Source organism: Massilia sp. TSP1-1-2, assembly GCF_049896185.1.
Classification (GTDB): domain Bacteria; phylum Pseudomonadota; class Gammaproteobacteria; order Burkholderiales; family Burkholderiaceae_D; genus Telluria_A.
Genome location: NZ_JAFCTU010000029.1, coordinates 25,164 through 46,321 on the forward strand (window position 1 = coordinate 25,164; position 21,158 = coordinate 46,321).

A 21,158-nucleotide genomic window follows, 5' to 3' on the forward strand; every position below is an offset into this window, starting at 1 on the left:
GCCGATACCTTTGACCGTAGGGTGCAACCCCAAGTGTCGCGCGCATTGCGCCATGCGCCGCCGAGTCCTCAATCGCCCAGCGCGGCCAGCAGCTCCGCCTGGTGCTCCGCGGCCAACGCATTGGTCAGCTCCGTCAAATCCCCATCCATGATGAAATCAAGTTTGTACAAGGTCAGGTTGATGCGGTGATCCGTCATTCGCCCTTGCGGGAAGTTATAGGTGCGAATGCGCTCGCTGCGGTCGCCCGAGCCGATCAGGCTTTTGCGCGTGGCCGCTTCCTTCGACTGCTGCTCGCGCAGCTGCACGTCCTTGATGCGCGCGGCCAGCACCTTGAGCGCCGACGCCTTGTTCTTGTGCTGGCTGCGGTCATCCTGGCATTCAACCACGATCCCCGTGGGCAGGTGGGTCAGGCGCACCGCCGAATCGGTCTTGTTGATGTGCTGTCCACCGGCGCCCGACGCGCGGAAGGTATCGATGCGCAGGTCGGCCGGATTGATGTTCACGTCCTCGACTTCATCGGCTTCCGGCATCACCGCCACCGTGCACGCCGACGTATGAATGCGCCCCTGTGTTTCAGTGGCCGGCACGCGCTGCACGCGGTGCCCGCCCGACTCGAACTTGAGCTTCGAATACACGCCGTTGCCCACCAGGCGCACGATCACTTCGCGGTAGCCGCCCAGGTCCGAGGCTGATTCGGAGACCATCTCCACCTGCCAGCGATTGCGCTCGGCGAAGCGGCTGTACATGCGCAGCAGGTCGCCGGCGAACAGCGCCGACTCGTCGCCGCCGGTGCCGGCGCGGATCTCCAGGAAGATGTTGCGCTCGTCGTTGACGTCCTTTGGCAGCAGCATTTTTTGCAGGTCGATTTCGAGCTGGGCCACGCGGCCCTTGGCGCCTTCGATTTCTTCTTGCGCGAACTCTTTCATGTCCGGGTCCGACAGCATCTCCTGCGCTTCATCGATGTCGGCCTGGGCCCGTCCGAAGTCCTGGTACAGGGTCACCAGCGGGCCGATCTCGGCGTGCTCGCGCGTCATCTTGCGGTAGCTGTCCATGTTCGAGGTCGCGCCTTCGTGCATGAGCAGTTCGTCCAGTTCGACGAGTCGGTTGGCCAGTTGGTCCAGCTTGGCCAGCATGGATGGTTTCATAGGGTGCTCTGAAATAGGTGACGGGGATGACGAACCGCAGCCGCAATCGGGCGGCGCGGCGTTCTGAAACGGGGAAGGGCCGCTAACGGCGGCCGCGAAACAGCTGCGGCAGCAAGGACGCGAGGCGGGCGCGCTCGTCGCCCTGGGCGCGGTGCAGCGCTTGCTGCGGGCCGTGCAGGAACTTGGCGGTCAGGCCGCGCGAGAGGGCTTCGAGCACGGCTTCGACGTCGTCGCCGCGCGCCAGCATTTTTTTGGCGCGTTCCAGTTCGAACAGGCGCATCACTTCGCTGTTTTCCTGCAGGTCCTGGATCACGGGGACCATGGCGCGATCATCAATCCAGTGCATGAAGGACTGGACGCGCGTTTCAATGATGGCTTCGGCCTGGGCCACGGCGGCCTGGCGACTTTCGAGTCCGGTTTGCACCACGTTGCCCAGGTCGTCCACGGTGTACAGGAACACGTCGTCGAGGCGGCCAACTTCAGATTCGATATCGCGCGGCACGGCCAAATCGACCATGAACATCGGCTTGTGGCGGCGCGTCTTGATGGCGCGCTCGACCAGCCCCAGGCCCAAGAGCGGCAACGTGGAGGCGGTGCACGAGATGACGATGTCGAACTGCGCCAGCTGGTCCGGCAGCGCGGCCAGGCGGATCGCCCGGCCGTTGAAGCGGTGCGCGAGCGCTTCGCCGCGTTCCATGGTGCGGTTGGCGATGGTGATGCTTTTCGGGTTTTGCGCGGCAAAATGGGTGGCGCACAGTTCGATCATTTCGCCGGCGCCGATGAACAGCACGTGCTGCTCCGAGATCTTGTCGAAGATGCGTTGCGACAAGCGCACTGCGGCGGCCGCCATCGAGACGCTGTGGGCGCCGATTTCGGTGGTGCTGCGCACTTCCTTGGCCACTGAAAAGGTGCGCTGGAACAGCTGGTGCAAATAGGTGCCCATGCCGCCGGCTTCGTCGGCCACGCGCACGGCGTCTTTCATTTGCCCGAGGATCTGGGTTTCGCCCATGACCATGGAATCGAGCCCGGACGCGACGCGAAAGGCATGGCGCACCGCTTCGCCCTGGGGCAGCATGTACAGGTGGGGACGCAGTTCGGCGTAATTGAGCTTGTGGTAGTCGGCCAGGAAATGGGCCGAGGCGTCGATCGGGTTGTCGATCAGGCTGGCGGCGTACATTTCGGTACGGTTGCAGGTCGACAAAATCGCCGCTTCATCGCTGCCGCGCGGATCGATGCCGGCAAACCAGCCACGCGCAGCCCGTACCGCCTGACCGAGCTGGTCAGGACCGAACGCCAGTTGCTCGCGAAGCGAGACCGGTGCGGTGGTGTGATTGAGGCCGACGGCGAGCAGTTGCATGGCTATTCAGTGTACGGATGGGTGGCAACATTATACCGTGATAGGTCAAGCTATTCGGGGAAATGGGGAATGTTGGTGCAGTGGGGCAACTTCGAGCATCGTCACCGCGCCTTCCAGGATCAGATTGCGAACATATCCCGCTGCAGTTTTTGGGCGCAAAATTGAGCGCCAGCTGCCACCTCGCGCTTGGAGCGCTCACCGTTGTTGGCCAGCATGTCCTCATAGGTTCCGGCCACTGCGATGTTTTCCGGCTGATGCACGCAGACCCCCGAGGCAACGCTCTGCTTGGTCTTGTTGTCGATCAGCGTAGCGACGACAATGAAGGAGACGCGGTAGCGGGACGGCGCCGTCATGTAATTTGCCATGAGCAAATTGCGCGTCGACACTTGCAAGCTGTAGTCGGCGAGCGCTTGTCCCCGCGTTGCAATTTCAGCCAAGCTGCTCATCGGTTGCGACAGGACAGTGCTTGACGTTTTCGTGTTGTAGCGAGCGGCCAGCCTTTCTGCCAGCGTGGCCGAGATCGCCATGCCAGGGTCTTCAACATCAAAAGGCGCGGTGCCGCCCGCCTTGGCGCCACTTGCAGCTGCCGCAACCCCGCCAAGCAGGCCAAGCCCGACGACTGCAGCTGATGCCGGCGTGACCATCATCATCTTGATAGGAGGCGGAAACGCGCGCACGACGGTTTTGCCTTGCAAGGCACTGATACTGCCCTGATCGAGGGTTGGCATCGCGCAGCCTGCCAGCAGCGCAATGCAGGTACTTACGGCAACTGTTTTATGCATATGAACTCCGCTTGTCGTGGTGGTGTTGACCACGAGTATAGGCTTGCCGAGCAGAAATGCGTAGAAATGCGTGGAAATGAACAATTCGATGTGGGTAGTGACGCGATAAGCTATCGCTGCAAGAAATCCTTTAACGCCCGGAACTACGCGCCGAGTTTCTCGAGCCGGTAGCCGTAGCTGTACACCGGCACCAGCCTGAATCCGTTTTCAGGACGCAGCTGCAACTTGTTGCGTACACGCGATACGTGGGTATCCATAGTCCGGGACGGTACGACTGTCTCCCTGATCCACACCGCCTCATGAATATACGCGCGCGACAAGGGCCGGCCGATATTCCTGAAAAACAACAGTGCGAGGTAAAACTCCTTGTGCGTGACATCGATCACGGCGCCGTCCATCAGCAGGCGCCCGGGGCGAGTCTCGAAAATGTAGGGGCCGAACTGCAATTGTTCGGCGCCATTCTGGCTCGGGTACGCGCGCCGCAGCAAGGCTTGCACGCGCGCCACCAGTTCCCCGCGTCGCAGCGGCTTGATCATGTAGTCGTCCGCGCCCGCGTTGATGCCGGCGACGATGTCGTCCTCGGCGGAACTGCTGGTGAGGAACATCATCGGCGTTTGGGTCGACATTTTTTCCTTGGCCCGGCGCAGTACTTCGCCGCCGGTCAGGTCGGCGACCTGCCAGTCCAGGATCAGCATGTCGAAGCTGTCCTTGCGCAGGTGCGCCAGCATGTCCTTGCCGCTTTCATAGGTCTGGCAGCTGTGGCCAGCCGATGTCAATACTTGGCAGATGAGGTCTGCCTGGCTGCGGTCGTTGTCGAGGATGGCAATTCTCATGATGGCCAATGCTGTTGAATGTAAAACGCGTAGGTAAGACCAGTCCTACAGTTATAACTGATTAGTTACTCAGAATATAACAGACTTTTACTAACTGACACGAGTGCAGCACTACAATTTACATTCAGCAACATCTTGCCTGCTGTGTTCTCGATTAATTGATTACACGTTACACTTTAAAAACCCGCAATTCAATGGCCTTTTTGCGTCTTTTAGGAAATTTATTTTAGAGAAGGAATGCAATGAACGTCGATTGGACTTTAATACCTGATACCCCGAAACATATCGAGGACACGCGCGAGCGTTGCCGTCGTCTGGTGCGCAGGCGCGCGGCCATCTCGGCCGGCGTGTCGGCGGTGCCGATTCCCGGCGTGGACGTGGTGTCGGACCTGACCTTGTTCAAAAAACTGGTCGATGACGTGAACAGCGCGTTCGGCCTCACGCCCGAGCAGATCGACCGCTTGCAGCCGAGCCACAAGCTGATTGCCTACAAGGTGGCGGTCGGCGTCGGTGGTGTGATGGTGGGCAAATTTGTCACCCGGGAACTACTGATGCAGATCTTCAAGCGCGTGGGGCTCAAGTACATGGCCAAGTCGGCCTCGCGCTTTGTGCCCATTGCCGGGCAGATTGCGTCGGCGGCGATCGGGTTTACGATGTTTCGCAAGCTCGGGTACGAGCATGTGGAGGCGTGCGCGCAGGTGGCCAATGAGTTGATTGTCGTGCGGCCGTCGTAACGCGTTCGTTCCGGGCGGCGCTTGGCGGAATGCGGCTTCGCCTTTTCCGCCCTACGCTTAGAGGTAAACGTAGGGCGGAAAAGCGTAGCGCATTCCGCCATGAGCCGCTAATCGTAGGGGCTCGGCGCCCCCGCGACAAAAGCGTAGCGCATTCCACCATGAGCCGCCATTAACGTGCGTCCGGCAACCCCACATTCAGGTCGTCGACGGTACGGCGCGCAAGGCACCGCGACAAAAGCGCAGCGCATTGCGCCATGCGCCGCCATGAACACCATTAAGCGTCCGGCAACACCACATTCACTTCCAAAACTTCAAGGTTGCCCTGCCGGTCAAGCGAGAGCTTGATGTCGTCGGCGCTGACCTTGGTGTACTTGGAAATCACCTCGATCAGCTCGCGGTGCAGCGCCGGCAAAAAGTCCGGGCCGCCGCGATGTCCGCGCTCGCGCGCGATGATGATCTGCAGCCGTTCCTTGGCCGCCGTTGCGCTCTTGGCTTGCTTGTTTGGGAACAGGAATGAGAGCAGCGCCATATCACTTCGCTCCAAAAATACGCTGCAGAAAGCCCGGTTTTTCGTAGTTGGTAAAGCGCAGCGGCAGCTCTTCGCCCAGGAAGCGCGAAATCACGTCCTCATACGCTTCGGCCACGTCGGTGCCCTTGAAGTGGATCGCCGGATTGCCCTGGTTCGATGCATGCAGCACCGACTCGGACTCGGGAATGATGCCGATCAGCGGAATACGCAGGATTTCCTGCACGTCCTGGTAGGACAGCATTTCGTCCGCTTCCACCCGTTTTGGCGAGTAGCGCGTGATCAACAGGTGTTCCTTGACCGGCTCGGCGCCGGTTTGCGCGCGGCGCGACTTGGCCTGAATGATGCCCAGGATGCGGTCCGAATCGCGCACCGACGACACTTCCGGATTGGTCACGATGATCGCTTCGTCGGCGAACGTCAAGGCCATCAGCGCGCCGTGCTCGATGCCGGCCGGCGAATCGCAGATGATATATTCGAAACCCATGTTGACCAGATCGTTGAGCACGCGCTCCACGCCTTCTTCGGACAGGGCGTCCTTGTCGCGCGTTTGCGAGGCCGGCAAAATGAACAGGTTGTCGCAGTGCTTGTCCTTGATCAGCGCCTGGTTCAGCGATGCTTCGCCGTTGATGACGTTGATGAGGTCATACACCACGCGCCGCTCGCAGCCCATGATCAAGTCCAGGTTGCGCAGGCCGACGTCAAAGTCGAGTACCGCAGTCTTGTGGCCGCGCATGGCCAGGCCAGTGGAAAAACTGGCGCTGGAAGTGGTTTTTCCGACGCCGCCCTTGCCGGACGTCACAACAATAATTCTTGCCACAGATAAATCCTTTATGAAATCTCGGATCAGGCGCGGTTAGCCGGACTGAGCGATAGTATATCGATCCGGTCGCCGATCAAGCGAATTTGCGCCGGCTGGCGAGCCAGCGTTGGCGGGAAGCCCTCGTCGAAGGTGCGGTAGACGCCGGCGATGGACACCAGCTCCGGCTGCATCGACAAAGCGAAAATGCGAGCATCGGCATTGCCGGAGGCGCCGGCCAGGGCGCGTCCGTTGAGGGCCGCGTAGATATGGATGCTGCCGTCGGCGATGACTTCGGCGCCATTGTTGACGGTCGCGGTAATGATCAGGTCGCAGCCGCGCGCATACACGCGCTGGCCGGCGCGCACCGGGGTGTCGATAATCATGGTGCCGGGGGTGAGCACGGTGGTGGCGGGCGCCGCCACCGGTGCGGACACCGCGGCTGGCGGGGCCGGGATCGGCGCCGGCGCTGCCATCAGGGCGGCCGGTGCTTCCGATTCTTCGCGCGGCTTGATGCCCGATACGCCGTCGTCGAGCGAGAGGCCGTGGGCGCGGATTGCATCGCCCATCAGGCTGGTGGCGCCGCGCACGGCGACCGCGTTCAGACGGTATTTTTTCAGGACCGCGACCAGCTTGTCCCACTCGATGACGGGCGCGATTTCGGCGATCGTGGTGACGTCGATCACGGCGAATTCGTCTTCGAAGAAATCGGCCACGCCGCCCGTCATTTGCTTGAGGGCCGCGTCGATTGCCAGCGGGTCGGCCGAGTACAAGATCGTGGAGATCGCGATGACGGTGGAGATCTTGATTTCGATGGGCAGTTGGGACGGGCTTTTGAGCATAAACGGATCGTGAGATATGGGCTAACATCGCCCAAAGTGGCGCAGAACTCGTGCATTCTACTTTGAAAATTGCTGGATGGGGAGTATCGGGATGAATGTTCCGCGAGGCAATAAATTCAGGCCTGGAAGAATGGTGTAAATGGTTTGCCTGGTTGGAAACGGAAGGAGCCGGGAACCGGTGCAGGGGGAGCTGGGAAGCGGGAAGGGCGGTCAGTGGGCTTGCATGAGCAGTATTTTTGGCAATGGCAGGAGTGGCGGCAGCAGCATCGCGAACATGCGCAATACCCACCCATCGTCCTCGCGAAAGCGGGGACCCATGGAACAGTTCAACTGAGCAACCGTTCCATGGGTCCCCGCGTTCGCGAGGACGATGTAGTTAACTATTTCGATGTAGCGCCTTATTTCGATGCGAGCAATTATTTATTTGCGATTTGTACAGTGCGCATATCAAACACTGCTCAAACACGCATCCGGTGCGCTGCCGCCACCATGTTCGCCAGGGCCGTTTCCGTCTCCGCCCACCCGCGCGTTTTCAGCCCGCAATCGGGATTGACCCACAGCTGCGCCTTCGGTATCACCAGCGCCGCCTTGCGCAGCAGCCGCTCCATCTCGTCCACCCCCGGCACGCGTGGCGAATGAATGTCGTACACCCCCGGCCCGATCTCGTTCGGGTACCTGAACTTGCCGAACCCGTCGAGCAATTCCATGTCCGAGCGGCTCGTTTCGATCGTGATCACGTCAGCGTCGAGCTCTGCGATCTGCGGCAAAATGTCGTTGAACTCGGCGTAGCACATATGGGTGTGGATCTGCGTCGCGTCGCGCGCAATGCTCGCCGTGATGCGAAACGCGCGCGTGGCCCACGCCAGGTACTCGTCCCAGCGCGCGCGCCGCAGCGGCAAACCCTCGCGCAGCGCCGGCTCGTCGATCTGGATGATGCCGATGCCGGCGCGCTCCAGGTCCGCCACCTCGGCGCGCATGGCCAGCGCGATCTGCAGCGCCGTCAGCGAGCGCGGCTGGTCGTCGCGCACGAACGACCATTGCAGGATCGTCACCGGCCCGGTCAGCATGCCCTTGACCGGCTTGTGCGTCACGCTTTGCGCATGTACGGTCCAGGCCACCGTCATCGGCCCCGGGCGCGCCACATCGCCAAAAATGACCGGCGGCTTGACGCAGCGCGATCCGTACGACTGCACCCAGCCAAAGCGGGTAAAGGCAAAGCCGTCCAGCTGCTCGCCGAAATACTCGACCATGTCGTTGCGCTCGGCCTCGCCGTGCACCAGCACATCGAGCCCCAGCGCTTCCTGGCGCTTGACGGCGTCGCTGATTTCGGCGCGCATCGCGCTGTCGTAATCGACGGCGCTGACCGTGCCGCCCTTCCAGCCGGCGCGCGCGGCGCGAATTGCCGCTGTCTGCGGGAACGAGCCGATGGTGGTCGTCGGAAAATCAGGCAGGCGCAGGCGCGCGCGCTGCACCGCCTGGCGCTGCGCAAAGGGCGAACGGCGGCGGTCGGCGTCAAGCCCGAGCGTGCCGAGCGCCTGCGCAACAGCATCGCTGTGGACGCGTTTGCTGCGCGCGCGGCTGGCGAGCGCTTCACGGGCGGCGCTCAAGGCTGTGGCCGCATCGGCGCCGTCGCCCGTCAGCGCCGCCTTCAGCGCGGCCAGTTCCTGCAGCTTTTCGTCGGCAAACGCCATCCACGACAGCAGCTCGGCGTCCAGATCGCTCTCGCCCGCCAGGCTGAACGGCACGTGCAGCAGCGAACACGACGGCGCGAGCCACAGTTGACCGCCGCGGCGCTCAAGCAGCGGCTGCAGCACGCTGATGGCCTGGTCCAGGTCGGTGCGCCAGATATTGCGCCCATCCACAATGCCAACCGACAGTATTTTGGGCACCGGCAACCAGTCGCACACGCTGACCAGCTCGTGGCGCGCGCGCACGCCGTCGACATGCAGGCCGGCCACCGGCAGGCGGCACGCCAGGCTCAGGTTTTCTTCCAATGGCGAAAAATACGTCGCCAGCATCAACTGCGCGCCGGACTGGCTCAGTTGCCAGTAGCACGGCTCAAAGGCGTTGCGCCAGCTGGCGGGCAAGTCCAGGCCCAGGATCGGCTCGTCGAGCTGCACCCAGTCGGCGCCCGCGTTTTTCAGTTGCGAGAGCAGCGCGCAGTAGGCGGGCAGCAGCTTGCCCAGCAGGTCGAGCCGGTCGCAGGCGCCATCCTTGGCCTTGCCCAGCCATAAGAAGGTCAGCGGCCCGATCAGCGCCACCTTGACCGCGTGGCCGAGGGCCCGCGCTTCGGCGACTTCGGCCAGCAGGCGCCGGGCGTCCAGCGTAAAGGTCGTGGCGCCGGAAAACTCGGGCACCAGGTAGTGATAATTGGTGTCGAACCATTTCGTCATGTCCAGCGCGTGGCCGCTGTGGGCGCGGCCGCAGCAATCCGAATCATGCTCGCGAGCGCCGCGCGCCATGGCAAAGTAACGCTCCAGGGCGGTGTCGCCGCCGTCAAAGCCAAAGCGCTCTGGCTCGCAGCCGAACAGCTGGATATGATTGGCCATCTGGTCGTAGAACGCAAAGTCACCCACGGTGACCAGCGCGAGGCCGGCTGCCGCCTGCTGCTGCCAGTGGCGCTGGCGCAGCAGGCGGCCCGTTTCTTCCAGTGCAGCGGCGTCGCTGGCGCCGCGCCAGAACGATTCGAGCGCCGTTTTCAGTTCGCGGCGCGCGCCGATGCGGGGGAAGCCGAGTGTGTGAGTGTGGATGGTAGGCATGGTGTCATTGGCATGTAGTTATCAATGACTAAAGTGTGGTGCAAACGGGCGTATAATCAAAACGAAAGTTTTTGTGCGTCACCATGAAAAGGATTAATACACCCGCATGCTTGAGCTTCGCCATCTCCGTACCTTGAGTGCCTTGCAGTCAGCCGGCAGCCTGGTGCGCGCCGCCCAGTTGCTGAACTTGACGCAGTCGGCGCTGTCGCATCAGATCAAGCTGATGGAAGAGCGCTACGGCGCCCCGCTGTTTGAGCGCAAATCCGTGCCGATCGCCTTTACCGCCACCGGCGCGCGCCTGCTGGCGCTGGCCGGCACCGTGCTGCCCGCAGTTGAGCAGGCCGAACGCGACGTGGCGCGCCTGTCGCAGGGCGACCAGGGCCAGTTGCGCGTGGCGCTGGAGTGCCACACCTGCTTTGACTGGCTGATGCCGGTGATGGATGCCTTCCGCCAGCGCTGGCCCGAGGTCGAGATCGACCTGGTGTCCGGCTTCCATAGCGACCCGGTCGAGTTGCTGCGCTCCGGCGAGGCCGACCTGGTCATCGGTTCGGCCTGTGGCCCCGGATTCACTGTATTCCCCTTGTTCCGCTTTGAAATCCTGGTGTTGCTGGCGCAAAAGCACCGCCTGGCCGCGCAGCGCCGCCTGGAGGCTGCCGACCTGGAAGGCGAAACCGTCATCACTTACCCGGTTCCTGAGGAGCGCATCGACCTGATCCGCGAAGTGCTGCGTCCAGCGGGCGTGCGCTTCGAGCGCCGCACGGCCGAACTGACGGTGGCCATTTTGCAGTTGGTAGCGAGCCGGCGCGGGGTGGCGGCGCTGCCCAACTGGGCCATCAAGAATTACGTCGACTACGATTACGTGCTGGCCAAGCCGATCGGCGCCAATGGCCTGTGGAGCGACGCTTTTGTTTCCGTGCCGCCCGCCCTGGCGTCCAAAGCCTTTGTTGCCGACTTCGTCAGCGTGATCCGCGAACAATGCGCGCGCACGCTCGACGGCATTCAATTGCTCAGTTAGGGGTTTCGCGCAAGCACTTTGCGCAATAAGCACGATCGTTCTTGAATGAATATGCTGATAAGATTGATTTTGATCAAACGTAGGGCGTGCGCTGAAACCTAATATAGCGGACTTTGTTGCGCGAGTTGGCGTCTAAGTCTGGTAGTCCGATAGAGGAACACATGTTTTCAGCAGCAGACATCACCCCGTTTTTCCCCCGGCCACCGTCGCAATCCGGCGCTGGCCTGAGGCGAGCGACCATGGCCCGGCCGACCCCGGATTGCCTGGCAACGCGAAATTGCAGCACCCAGGCAGTGCCGACGCAGTAACTTATTGTGTATGGCCGCCCGCCGCCCGTCCGGGCAGCAGGCGGCACAATTGAAACCACGCTGGCCCTGGCGGCCGGCACATCGGAGATTCACATGGAAGACGTCGTAATCGTGGCCGCTGGCCGTACCGCAGTTGGTAAATTTGGCGGTGCACTGGCAAAAATCCCTGCTGCCGAACTGGGCGCCCACGTCATCAAGCATTTGCTGGCAAAAATCGGCCTGGACGGCGCCAGCGTCAATGAAGTCATCATGGGCCAGGTGCTCACCGCCGGCGCCGGCCAGAACCCTGCGCGCCAGGCCGTCATCAAGGCGGGCTTGCCGGACATGGTTCCCGCCTTCACCGTCGGCAAGGTGTGCGGCAGCGGCCTGAAGGCCACCCACCTGGCCGCCCAGGCCATCAAGTGCGGCGACGCCGACATCATCATCGCCGGCGGCCAGGAAAACATGAGCGCCTCGCCGCACGTGCTGCCAGGTTCGCGCGACGGTTTCCGCATGGGCGAAGCCAAGCTGGTCGACACCATGATCGTCGACGGCCTGTGGGACGTCTACAACCAGTACCACATGGGCATCACGGCTGAAAACGTCGCGAAAAAATACGATGTGTCGCGCGCCGCGCAAGATGAATTCGCGCTGCAGTCGCAGCTCAAGGCCGAGGCCGCGCAAAAGGCTGGCAAATTCAAGGATGAAATCATTCCTCTGGAAATTCCGTCCAAAAAAGGCGCCATCGTCTTCGATACCGACGAGTATCCAAAGCATGGCAGCACGCTCGAGTCGCTCGCATCGCTGCGCCCGGCGTTCAACAAGGAAGGCAGCGTCACGGCCGGCAACGCGTCGGGCTTGAACGACGGCGCCGCCGCCGTCATCATGATGTCCGCCTCCAAGGCCAAGGAACTGGGTTTGACGCCGCTGGCGCGCATCAAGGCGTACTCGTCGGCCGGGCTGGACCCGACCATCATGGGCATGGGCCCCGTGTCGGCCACCAAGCTGTGCCTGCAAAAGGCTGGCTGGAAGCACGAAGACGTGGACCTGATGGAAATTAACGAAGCGTTCGCCGCGCAAGCCATTGCCGTCAACAAGGAAATGGGCTGGGATACCAGCAAGATCAACGTCAACGGCGGCGCCATTGCGCTGGGCCACCCGATCGGCGCATCCGGCGCGCGCGTGCTAGTCACGCTGCTGCACGAAATGATTCGCCGCGATGCCAAGCGCGGGCTGGCCAGCCTGTGCATCGGCGGCGGCATGGGCGTGGCGCTGGCAGTCGAGCGCGATTGAACAAGCAACTTAGTGTAAAACTACAAGTAGTTTTGGTTGGCAATTGGTAGAAAACAACAGGAGAAGACAATGGCTAGAGTTGCATTAGTAACCGGCGGTATGGGCGGTTTGGGTGAAGCTGTCTGCATCAAGCTCGCGGCGCTGGGCTACAGGGTCGTGACGACCTACTCCCCTGGCAACACGAAGGTGGACAGCTGGCTGGCCACGACCAAGGACATGGGCTTCGACTTCAAGGCCTATGAGTGCGATGTGGCCGACTACGATTCGGCGCAGGCGTGCATCGCCAAGATCCAGGACGAAGTCGGCCTGGTCGACGTGCTGGTCAACAACGCCGGCATCACGCGCGACATGACGTTCAAAAAAATGGACAAGCCGAACTGGGACCTGGTCATGGCGACCAACCTCGATTCCGTGTTTAACATGACCAAGCCGGTATGCGATGGCATGGTTGAGCGCGGCTGGGGCCGGATCATCAATATCTCGTCGGTCAACGGGCAGAAGGGCGCCTTCGGCCAGACCAACTATTCCGCGGCCAAGGCCGGCATGCACGGCTTCACCAAGGCGCTGGCGCTGGAAGTGGCGCGCAAAGGCGTGACCGTCAACACCATTTCGCCAGGCTACATCGGCACCAAGATGGTCATGGAGATTCCGAAGGAAGTGTTGGACAGCAAGATCATCCCGCAAATTCCGATGGCGCGTTTGGGCAAGCCGGAAGAAGTTGCTGGTCTGGTCGCGTACCTGTCGTCCGATGAAGCCGCTTTCGTCACTGGCGCCAACATCGCCATCAACGGCGGGCAGCACATGTCGTAAATGGTCGATGGAATACGCGCGTATTCCATCATTCCACGTAGGGCGGAAAAGCTCCGGGCTCTGAGTTCCCCTCGCATTCCGCCATGCATGCGTCAACGCGACGCGAACATGGCGGAATGCGAGGGGAACTCAGAGCCCGGAGCTTTTCCGCCCTACGATTTCACGCCCTACTGTTCTATTCATCGGAGACCTGTTCTTGAACCTGATTTTTCGCACTGCGTCGGCGGCCGACATCCCCGCCATGTCGGCAATCCGCCTCGCCGTCACCGAAAACCGCCTCTCCGATCCATCGCGCATCACCCCGGCCATGTACCACGACTACCTCGACCGGCTCGGCAAGAGCTGGGTCTGCGAAGCTGACGGCGTCATCGCCGGCTTTGCCGCCGCCGACAAGACCGACGGCTCCATCTGGGCGCTGTTCGTCAGCCCCGGGCACGAAGGCCACGGCATCGGCAAGCGCCTGCTAGCGCTGATGGCCGATTACCTGTTTGTCCTCGGCCACGATAGAGCCGTCCTCACCACCAGCGCCGACACGCGCGCCGATACGTTTTACGCGTCACAGGGATGGGAACGTGGGAAAATGAAGAACGACGTCGACGTCCACTATTCTCTTTCCAAGCCGCGGGAGCCTTCCCATGTTCACCCTGCCTAAAGGCGGCCTTGCCCTCGCCGCCCTCGACGAACAATTGCTCCAGCCTGGCGTGAAAGGCTTGCCCATCACCGAGCCGCTGCGCCAGGGTGCGATCGGCGTGCAAGGCTGGAACATCCTGCGCGCCGACACCAGCTTCCCGGTCGCCGTCCTCAAGACATCTGCCCTGCGCCACAACCTCGACTGGATGCGCGAGTTTTGCGCCCGCTACGGCGTCATGCTTGCCCCGCACGGCAAAACTACAATGTGCCCGCAGCTGTTCGGCGCCCAGCTTGCCAACGGCGCCTGGGGCATGACGCTGGCCACCACCACCCAGGTGCTGCTGGCGCACCGCTTTGGCGTGCGCCGCGTGCTGCTGGCCAACCAGCTGGTGGCCAGGGCCGACATCGACAGCGTGCTGCGCCTGCTGCGCGAGGACCCCGATTTCGAGTGCTTTGCGCTGGCCGATTCGCCCGCCGGCGTGCAGCGCCTGGCAGCGGCCGTGGCCGCCCATCCGCTGCCAAGGCCGCTGTCGCTGCTGGTCGAAATGGGCATCGCCGGCAAGCGCGCCGGCTGCCGCAGCATGGACGACGCGATGGCCGTGGCGCGCGCGATCGCCGCCGCGCCGGGCCTGCAACTGGCCGGCATCGAGGGCTACGAAGGCTTGCTGGTTTCGCGTGAGCGCCGCGCCGACGTGCTGGCGGTCGACGCCTTTGTGGCGCAGCTGGTGGCGCTGCTGCGCGAGGCCGACAACGAACGTTTGTTCGGCGGCGACGCCATTGTGCTCTCGGCCGGCGGCTCGGCCTACTTCGACCTGGTCGCGCGCGGCTTTGCCGGCGTGCAGGGCGCTTCGCTGCCCGTCACGCCCATATTGCGCAGCGGCTGCTACCTGACCAGCGACCACGGTTCCTACCAGCGCCTGCTGGCTGAACTGGGCGAGCGCGAAGCGCTGGCCGATGGCCTGCAAGGCGCGCTGGAAGTGTGGAGCATGGTGCAGTCGCGCCCCGAACCGACGCTGGCCATTCTCACCATGGGCAAGCGCGACGCCTCGTATGATGTGGAGCTGCCCATCGGGCTGGTGTCGCACCGGCCCGGGCCCGGCCTGCCGCAAGCGCTGCCGGCCGGCTGCGCCATCGTCAAGATGAACGACCAGCACGCGTACCTGCAGCTCAGCGCCGGCCACGCCATCTGCGACACGCTGGCCGTGGGCGACCTGGTCGGCTGCGGCATTTCGCACCCGTGCACCACCTTCGACAAGTGGCCGCTGCTGCTCGCCGTCGACGACACCTACAACGTGCGCTATGGCGTGAACACCTTCTTTTAGTACGCTACAATTTGCGTCTGCCACCCTGTGAAAGAGTCCATGTCCGCCACCTTGCCCGCCCTGTTCGCGCCCATCGCACCGCTACGGCATGGCATGCTCGAGGTGGACGACGTGCATACCCTCTACTGGGAAGAAGTGGGCAACCCGGCCGGCATTCCGGTCGTGTTCCTGCATGGCGGGCCGGGCGCCGGGCTGTCGCCGCAGCACCGCCGCTTTTTCGATCCGCAACACTACCGCGTGATTTTGTTCGACCAGCGCGGCGCCGGCAAGTCCACGCCGCTGGGCGAGTGGCGCAACAACACCACCCAGCTACTGGTGCAAGACATTGAAACGCTGCGCGTCAAGTTCGGCGTCGAGCAGTGGCTGGTGTTCGGCGGCTCGTGGGGTTCGACGCTGGCGCTGGCTTACGGCCAGGCCCATCCCGAGCGCTGCCTGGGCTTCATCCTGCGCGGGATCTTCCTGTGCACCGCCGCTGAAATCGACTGGTTCCTGCACGGCGTGCGCTGGTTCTACCCGGAGCTGTACGACGAATTCGTGGCGCCCATTCCCGAAGCCGAGCGCGGCGACCTGCTCAAGGCCTACACCAGCCGCATGCTGTGCCACGACCCGGCCGTCTACTGGCCCGCCGCGCGCGCCTGGAGCCGCTTCGAGGGCCGCCGCGTGTTCCTGCTGCCCCAGCCCGAAGAATTGGCGTCCGACACGCTCGATCTGGGCGTGGGCCGGCTCGAATCGCACTACATGGCCAACCTTGCCTTCCTCGAAGAAGACCAACTGGTGCGCGACGTGGGCCGTATCGCGCACCTGCCGGCGGTGATCGTGCAGGGCCGCTACGACGTGATCTGCCCGCCGCTGTCGGCGTATCGGCTGCACCAGGCCTGGCCCGGCTCGCGGCTGAACATGATTGCCGACGCCGGCCATGGCGCGCTTGAAAAGGGCATTTCGGGCGCGCTGGTGGCGGCCACCGAGCAGTTCAGGCGCGGCCGCGCATTTGACTAACAAACCGCTTGCGGTGCGCCCTGATACACTAACGCCCTCATTGTTCAAACAGAGCCGCAGGCATTACCATGAATATCCAGATTAGCGATATCGGCCACGTGATCCAGCTGGCCATCGCTCCCGTTTTTTTGCTCACCGGCGTGTGCACCATGCTGATGGTACTGACCAACCGTCTGGCGCGCATCATCGACCGTACCCGCACGCTCGAAGACCGGCTCGACATCGCCTACCATGAAGCCTACATGGGGGAGCTGGACGTGCTCTACAGGCGCTGGCACCTGATCAACTTCGCCATTGCGCTGTCGACCGCTTGCGGGCTGGTGATCTGCCTTGTCATTGCGCTGCTGTTTTTGGGCGACACCACCAACCTGCCGCTGGACCGCTACATCGCGGCCCTGTTCGTGGGTGGCATGATCACGCTGATCGGCAGCTTTGTGTACCTGCTGCGCGAAATTTTCGTCGCCTCCAAGACCCAGCGTTCGCGCCGCCACGTGCGCGCCGCCAACTGAAAAAGACCGAGTACCTTATGCACGACTACAAACGACCACCCACACTGCACCGCTACGCGCCGCGCGCCGAACTCGAACTTGCGCTCACGGCCGGGCAGTTCCGCCTGGTCCCGACCAACAACTGCCTGACGCTGTCGTTCTCGCAGGTGTGGGACAAGGCGCTGTTCGATCTGCTCGCGCCGGCCGACTGCTGCCTGGTCATCCACAACAGCGAAGAATTCGGCGAGCGGCTGCACCGCGCGGTGCAGCGCACGCTTCCAAGCTGGGCGGGAATCGATGGCGCGGTCGAATACGGCGTGCGCGCCGCGCTCGGCGCCGCCTTCACCAAGACCAGCGCCGAAGCGCATGAGCAGGAGTGGCAGTTCGCCTGGCGCGCCATGGCGCCGCAAATGAGCCTCAATCCGGTCACGGTCAAGATCGGCAGCATCGAGAGCTTTGCAGAACTGCGCGAGCGCGACTTTTACGCCGCTTGAGCTTATTCCGGCGCCTGGTCGAGCCGCTCGAGTACTGCCTTCATCATGCGCTCGATGTCGCGCCGGATGATGTTTGAGCCGAGCATGCCGGGAACGTAAAACTTGGGCACCATCTTGCCCGTGTAGGCCACGCGCGTGCCGCCATCCGGCAGCGCGGTCAACTCCCAGCGGCAGGAATAAACTTTCATGTCGCCCGTCACCAGGCTGATGTCGATCGCCGACATCGGTTCCTCGGTCGCCTGCACCACCAGGTGAATCGGGCGCGTGAGGAACAGGAAGCGCGCCACCCCCGCCTGTTCGATAATGGCCCGGTTGCCGGTGCGCGACATCACCTTGTTCTTTTTCAGGTCGGGCACAAACTCCGGCATGGATTCATAATCGGTAAGCACCTTCCAGACGTGCGCGGGAGAGGTTTTTACCGTGCCGCTGGCGGCCACCTCGAACACTTGCTCGCCCGCCGCGTCCACGCGCGTGACGAGGACCTCGGGCAGCACCGGCTGCGCCATGGCCGGCATGGCGAGGACGAACAGCAGGCAGAGAAGGGGACGAGTCAGCATGGCCTCAGACTACGGTAAAGGCCGCACGCTGACAAGCGCGTGGCGCAGCAAGCGTGCGCGCCCTGTTGTGACCTTATTGACATGCTTGTCATGAAGGTCACGCCGGCTGCCAGAGGCGGCAATAAATTAGAACCCTGTGTCTACAGAAGTAGGTTTTAATGCTGGATCGTCGATTCAACCTATAACTACAATGACCACACAAGCCTACCCCCACTTGCTCGCTCCCCTCGACCTGGGTTTTACCACCTTGCGCAATCGCGTCATCATGGGATCGATGCACACGGGCCTGGAAGACCGCTTCTTCAATTACGGCAAACTGGCCGAGTTCTATCGCGAGCGGGCCAAGGGCGGCGTGGGACTGATCGTCACCGGCGGCATCTCGCCCAACCGCCAGGGCTGGCTGCTGCCCTTCGGCGGCACGCTCAACTTCATCGGCGACGTCTATAACCATCGCCGCGTCACCAAGGCCGTGCACGAAGAAGGCGGCAAGATCCTGATGCAGATTTTGCACTCCGGCCGCTACGGCTACCAGCCGTTCGTGGTGTCGGCCTCCGGCGTCAAGTCGCCGATCTCCAAGTTCAAGCCGAAGGCGCTCACCGAAGCGGGCATCGAAACGACCATCAAGGATTACGCACGCTGCGCCAAGCTGGCAAAGATGGCCGGCTACGACGGCATTGAAGTGATGGGCAGCGAAGGCTACCTGCTCAACCAGTTCCTGTGCGGACGCACCAACCTGCGCCAGGATCGCTGGGGTGGCTCGATCGAGAACCGCATGCGCCTGCCGGTCGAAATCATCAAGCGGATCCGCAAGGCGGTGGGCAATGACTTCATCATCATGTACCGCCATTCGCTGCTCGATCTGGTCGAAGGCGGCAACACCTGGGAAGAAGTGGTCACGGTGGCGCATGCGCTCGAGCAGGCCGGCGTCACCATCCTCAATACCGGCATCGGCTGGCATGAGGCGCGCGTGCCGACCATTGTCACCTCGGTTCCGCGCGCGGCCTTTGCCAGCGTGGCGGGGCGCCTGCGGCGCGAAGTGAAAATTCCGGTAGTCGCCTCCAACCGCATCAACATGCCGTATGAAGCGAACGACATCATCGAACGCGGCGACGCCGACATGGTATCGATGGCGCGCCCCTTCCTGGCCGATGCCAATTTCGTCATCAAGGCCGCGCAAGGCCGCGCCGACGAAATCAACACCTGCATCGGCTGCAACCAGGCCTGCCTGGACCACACTTTTTCAAACAAGCGCGCCAGCTGCCTGGTCAACCCGCGCGCCTGCCACGAAACGGAGCTGGTGTACGCCAAGGCGGCCCGTGCGCGCAAGGTGGCCGTGGTCGGCGCCGGGCCTGCCGGCCTGTCGGCCGCCACCGTGGCGGCCGAATGCGGGCACCAGGTCACGCTGTTCGACTCGAGCGACAGCGTGGGCGGGCAGTTCAAAATCGCCATGCAAATCCCGGGCAAGGAGGAATTTAGCGAAACGATCCGCTACTTCAGCCGCAAGCTGGAGCTGACCGGGGTCGACGTTCGCCTGGGCCGGCGCGTCACGCGCGAAGAGCTGCTGGCCGGCGGGTATGACGACGTGATCGTCGCCACCGGCATCAAGGTGCGCATGCCGCCGATCGCGGGCATCGGGCATCCCAAGGTGCTGTCGTATATCGACGTGCTGCAAAAGAAGGTCGCGGTCGGCAAGCGCGTGGCCATCATCGGGGCCGGCGGGATCGGTTTTGACGTGGGCGAATACCTGCTGCACAATCCCGCCCACCCGCTGCCGGTGCCGGTGGCCGAATGGTGCGGCGAGTGGGGCGTGGACCTGAACGCCACCACCAGCGGCGGCCTGGTCAAGGCTGTGGATGCCGAACCTGTGCGCCAGATTTTCCTCATGCAGCGCAAGGCCAGCAAGCTGGGAGCGGGCCTGGGCAAGACATCGGGCTGGGTGCACCGCGCCACGCTCAATCGCAATGGCGTGGTAATGATGGCCGGGGTCACGTACGACAAGATCGATGACCAGGGCATCCATGTGACGGTGGGCGGCGAGGCGCGCCTGATCGTCGTCGACCATGTCGTCATCTGCGCCGGCCAGGACAGCTTGACGGAACTGATGCCGCCGGAAGGCACCACCGGCGGGCCGCGCTTTCACAAGATCGGCGGCGCCGCGCTGGCGGCCGAACTGGACGCCAAGCGCGCCATCAAGGAAGGTGCGCAGCTGGCGGTGAGCTTGTAGATTGCGCTGGGGGCACGAGAACGATGTAACTCGGCTGCCTGGCTTTACCCGCGGTTTTTTCGGGACTGGGCGTAGGTCGGATTGCGCTTACGCTTATCCGACCTACGCCCCTCACGACTTGCAGGCGCCTCACCAACCCAATTTACTTCTTGCGTACCACAACGCAGCCAATCGAATACCCCGCCCCGAACGAGCAGATTACCCCGTGCGCGCCAGCCGGCATGTCGTCCTGGTACTTGTGAAAGGCGATGATGGATCCGGCCGACGAGGTGTTGGCATAGGTATCGAGAATCACCGGTGCCTCGGACGGCGCGGCGTCGCGCCCGAGCAGCATGCGCGTGATCAGCAAATTCATGTTCAGGTTGGCCTGGTGCAGCCAGTAGCGCGACACCTGCTCGATCTGCAGTCCGGCCTTGGTGACCGTGTCGCGAATCATCTCGGCGGCCATCGGACACACTTCCTTGAAGACCTTGCGGCCCTGCTGGCGAAACAGCTTGTCCGGCTTGCCCACGCCCGCTTCGTCGAAGCGGTTCATGAAGCCGAAGTTGTTGCGGATATTGTTGGAAAATTTGGTCTTGAGCTTCGATTCGAGGATCTCGAACTGGTGCGCGCTGGTGGCCGTGTCGGCCGCCTCGATGACGATCGCGGTGCAGGCGTCGCCAAAAATGAAGTGGCTGTCGCGGTCGCGAAAGTTCAAGTGGCCGCTGGTGATCTCGGGATTGAGCACCAGCACCGCGCGCGCCTGCCCGCTTTGCACCGCCGCCATCGCGGTCTGGATGCCGAAGGTGGCCGAGGAACAGGCCACGTTCATGTCAAAGCCGTAGCCGTCGATGCCCAGCGCGTCCTGCACTTCGACCGCCATGGCCGGGTAGGCGCGCTGCAGGTTGCTGCAGGCAACGAGCACCATGTCGATGTCGGCCGCCGTGCGGCCGGCCCGTGCCAGCGCTTCGCGCGCCGCCGCCACGCACATTTCAGCCTGCAGCGACAAGACCTCGTCGCCCCGCTCTGCAATGCGCGCCGTCATGCGGGCCGGGTCCAGGATGCCGCTCTTTTCCATCACGTAGCGCGACTTGATGCCCGACGCTTTTTCAATGAAGCCGGCGCTCGAGCCTTCGATCGCGGCCAGTTCTCCGGCCGCGATGGCCACCGCATTGTCGGCATTATAGTGTTCGGCGTAAGCGTTAAAGGCGACGACCAATTCTTCGTTCGAGATCGAATCGGCTGGCGTGAAAAGGCCAGTGCCACTAATGACGACTTGTTTCATA

At 62.9% G+C, this 21,158-nt stretch carries 20 protein-coding genes; 10 read left to right on the forward strand and 10 right to left on the reverse strand.

Annotated features, from left to right (window positions below):
• Nucleotides 1-68: 68 nt before the first annotated feature.
• The 4 genes from prfA to ACP7BV_RS20990 form a co-directional block, all read right to left on the reverse strand.
• Entirely contained in the window at nt 69-1,145 is a 1,077-nt protein-coding gene (gene prfA / locus ACP7BV_RS20975) for a peptide chain release factor 1 (protein WP_426106548.1), read from the reverse strand.
• 82 nt (nt 1,146-1,227) lie between these two features.
• Nucleotides 1,228-2,502 (reverse strand): glutamyl-tRNA reductase, encoded by a 1,275-nt coding sequence (gene hemA / locus ACP7BV_RS20980; protein ID WP_426106550.1) that lies wholly within the window; start codon nt 2,500-2,502, stop codon nt 1,228-1,230.
• 119 nt (nt 2,503-2,621) lie between these two features.
• Nucleotides 2,622-3,368 carry a hypothetical protein gene (locus tag ACP7BV_RS20985; RefSeq protein ID WP_426106552.1) on the reverse strand — a complete coding sequence of 249 codons (747 nt, stop codon included), beginning with the start codon at nt 3,366-3,368 and terminating at the stop codon, nt 2,622-2,624.
• 59 nt (nt 3,369-3,427) lie between these two features.
• Nucleotides 3,428-4,117, reverse strand: coding sequence for a response regulator transcription factor (locus ACP7BV_RS20990; RefSeq protein ID WP_426106554.1), 690 nt, complete (start codon nt 4,115-4,117; stop codon nt 3,428-3,430).
• Nucleotides 4,118-4,359: 242 nt separating this feature from the next.
• Between ACP7BV_RS20990 and ACP7BV_RS20995 the strand changes: the two genes are divergently transcribed.
• Nucleotides 4,360-4,851: a hypothetical protein gene (locus ACP7BV_RS20995; RefSeq protein WP_426106555.1), complete on the forward strand. Its 492-nt coding sequence runs from the start codon at nt 4,360-4,362 to the stop codon at nt 4,849-4,851.
• 274 nt (nt 4,852-5,125) lie between these two features.
• On the opposite strand, the gene minE is transcribed toward ACP7BV_RS20995, so the two are convergent.
• The 4 genes from minE to metE form a co-directional block, all read right to left on the reverse strand.
• Complete coding sequence (gene minE / locus ACP7BV_RS21000) at nt 5,126-5,380, reverse strand: cell division topological specificity factor MinE (protein ID WP_426106557.1); 255 nt, start codon at nt 5,378-5,380, stop codon at nt 5,126-5,128.
• 1 nt (nt 5,381) lies between these two features.
• Nucleotides 5,382-6,197, reverse strand: coding sequence for a septum site-determining protein MinD (gene minD, locus ACP7BV_RS21005; protein WP_426106558.1), 816 nt, complete (start codon nt 6,195-6,197; stop codon nt 5,382-5,384).
• A gap of 26 nt (nt 6,198-6,223) precedes the next feature.
• Nucleotides 6,224-7,018: a septum site-determining protein MinC gene (minC, locus tag ACP7BV_RS21010; protein ID WP_426106559.1), complete on the reverse strand. Its 795-nt coding sequence runs from the start codon at nt 7,016-7,018 to the stop codon at nt 6,224-6,226.
• Nucleotides 7,019-7,476: 458 nt separating this feature from the next.
• Nucleotides 7,477-9,777 (reverse strand): 5-methyltetrahydropteroyltriglutamate--homocysteine S-methyltransferase, encoded by a 2,301-nt coding sequence (gene metE / locus ACP7BV_RS21015; RefSeq protein ID WP_426106560.1) that lies wholly within the window; start codon nt 9,775-9,777, stop codon nt 7,477-7,479.
• 106 nt (nt 9,778-9,883) lie between these two features.
• Here metE and ACP7BV_RS21020 point away from each other — a divergent pair, with 106 nt between their 5' ends.
• From ACP7BV_RS21020 to ACP7BV_RS21055, 8 genes are all read left to right on the forward strand, one after another.
• Nucleotides 9,884-10,792 (forward strand): LysR substrate-binding domain-containing protein, encoded by a 909-nt coding sequence (locus tag ACP7BV_RS21020; protein WP_426106561.1) that lies wholly within the window; start codon nt 9,884-9,886, stop codon nt 10,790-10,792.
• Nucleotides 10,793-11,193: 401 nt separating this feature from the next.
• Nucleotides 11,194-12,372, forward strand: coding sequence for an acetyl-CoA C-acetyltransferase (locus ACP7BV_RS21025; protein ID WP_426106563.1), 1,179 nt, complete (start codon nt 11,194-11,196; stop codon nt 12,370-12,372).
• Between the two features lie 69 nt (nt 12,373-12,441).
• On the forward strand, nt 12,442-13,182 hold the full coding sequence (gene phbB, locus ACP7BV_RS21030) for an acetoacetyl-CoA reductase (RefSeq protein WP_426106565.1): 741 nt from the start codon (nt 12,442-12,444) through the stop codon (nt 13,180-13,182).
• Between the two features lie 196 nt (nt 13,183-13,378).
• The gene (locus tag ACP7BV_RS21035) at nt 13,379-13,834 is read left to right on the forward strand and encodes a GNAT family N-acetyltransferase (RefSeq protein WP_426106566.1); all 456 of its coding nucleotides are present in this window, start codon (nt 13,379-13,381) and stop codon (nt 13,832-13,834) included.
• Complete coding sequence (locus tag ACP7BV_RS21040) at nt 13,818-15,134, forward strand: amino acid deaminase (RefSeq protein WP_426106567.1); 1,317 nt, start codon at nt 13,818-13,820, stop codon at nt 15,132-15,134. Before ACP7BV_RS21035 ends, ACP7BV_RS21040 begins: the two co-directional genes overlap by 17 nt.
• Nucleotides 15,135-15,173: 39 nt before the next feature.
• On the forward strand, nt 15,174-16,130 hold the full coding sequence (gene pip / locus ACP7BV_RS21045) for a prolyl aminopeptidase (protein WP_426106568.1): 957 nt from the start codon (nt 15,174-15,176) through the stop codon (nt 16,128-16,130).
• A gap of 68 nt (nt 16,131-16,198) precedes the next feature.
• A complete protein-coding gene (locus tag ACP7BV_RS21050) occupies nt 16,199-16,639 on the forward strand; it encodes a DUF2721 domain-containing protein (protein ID WP_426106569.1) in 441 nt (146 codons plus the stop codon).
• A 17-nt stretch (nt 16,640-16,656) separates the two neighbouring features.
• A complete protein-coding gene (locus ACP7BV_RS21055) occupies nt 16,657-17,112 on the forward strand; it encodes a hypothetical protein (RefSeq protein WP_426106571.1) in 456 nt (151 codons plus the stop codon).
• 2 nt (nt 17,113-17,114) lie between these two features.
• On the opposite strand, the gene ACP7BV_RS21060 is transcribed toward ACP7BV_RS21055, so the two are convergent.
• Nucleotides 17,115-17,669, reverse strand: a complete 555-nt coding sequence (locus tag ACP7BV_RS21060; protein WP_426106573.1) for an SRPBCC family protein — start codon at nt 17,667-17,669, stop codon at nt 17,115-17,117.
• Nucleotides 17,670-17,859: 190 nt separating this feature from the next.
• Between ACP7BV_RS21060 and ACP7BV_RS21065 the strand changes: the two genes are divergently transcribed.
• Nucleotides 17,860-19,893: an FAD-dependent oxidoreductase gene (locus ACP7BV_RS21065; protein ID WP_426106574.1), complete on the forward strand. Its 2,034-nt coding sequence runs from the start codon at nt 17,860-17,862 to the stop codon at nt 19,891-19,893.
• Nucleotides 19,894-20,035: 142 nt separating this feature from the next.
• On the opposite strand, the gene ACP7BV_RS21070 is transcribed toward ACP7BV_RS21065, so the two are convergent.
• Entirely contained in the window at nt 20,036-21,157 is a 1,122-nt protein-coding gene (locus ACP7BV_RS21070) for a beta-ketoacyl-ACP synthase III (RefSeq protein WP_426106575.1), read from the reverse strand.
• Nucleotide 21,158 lies beyond the last annotated feature (1 nt).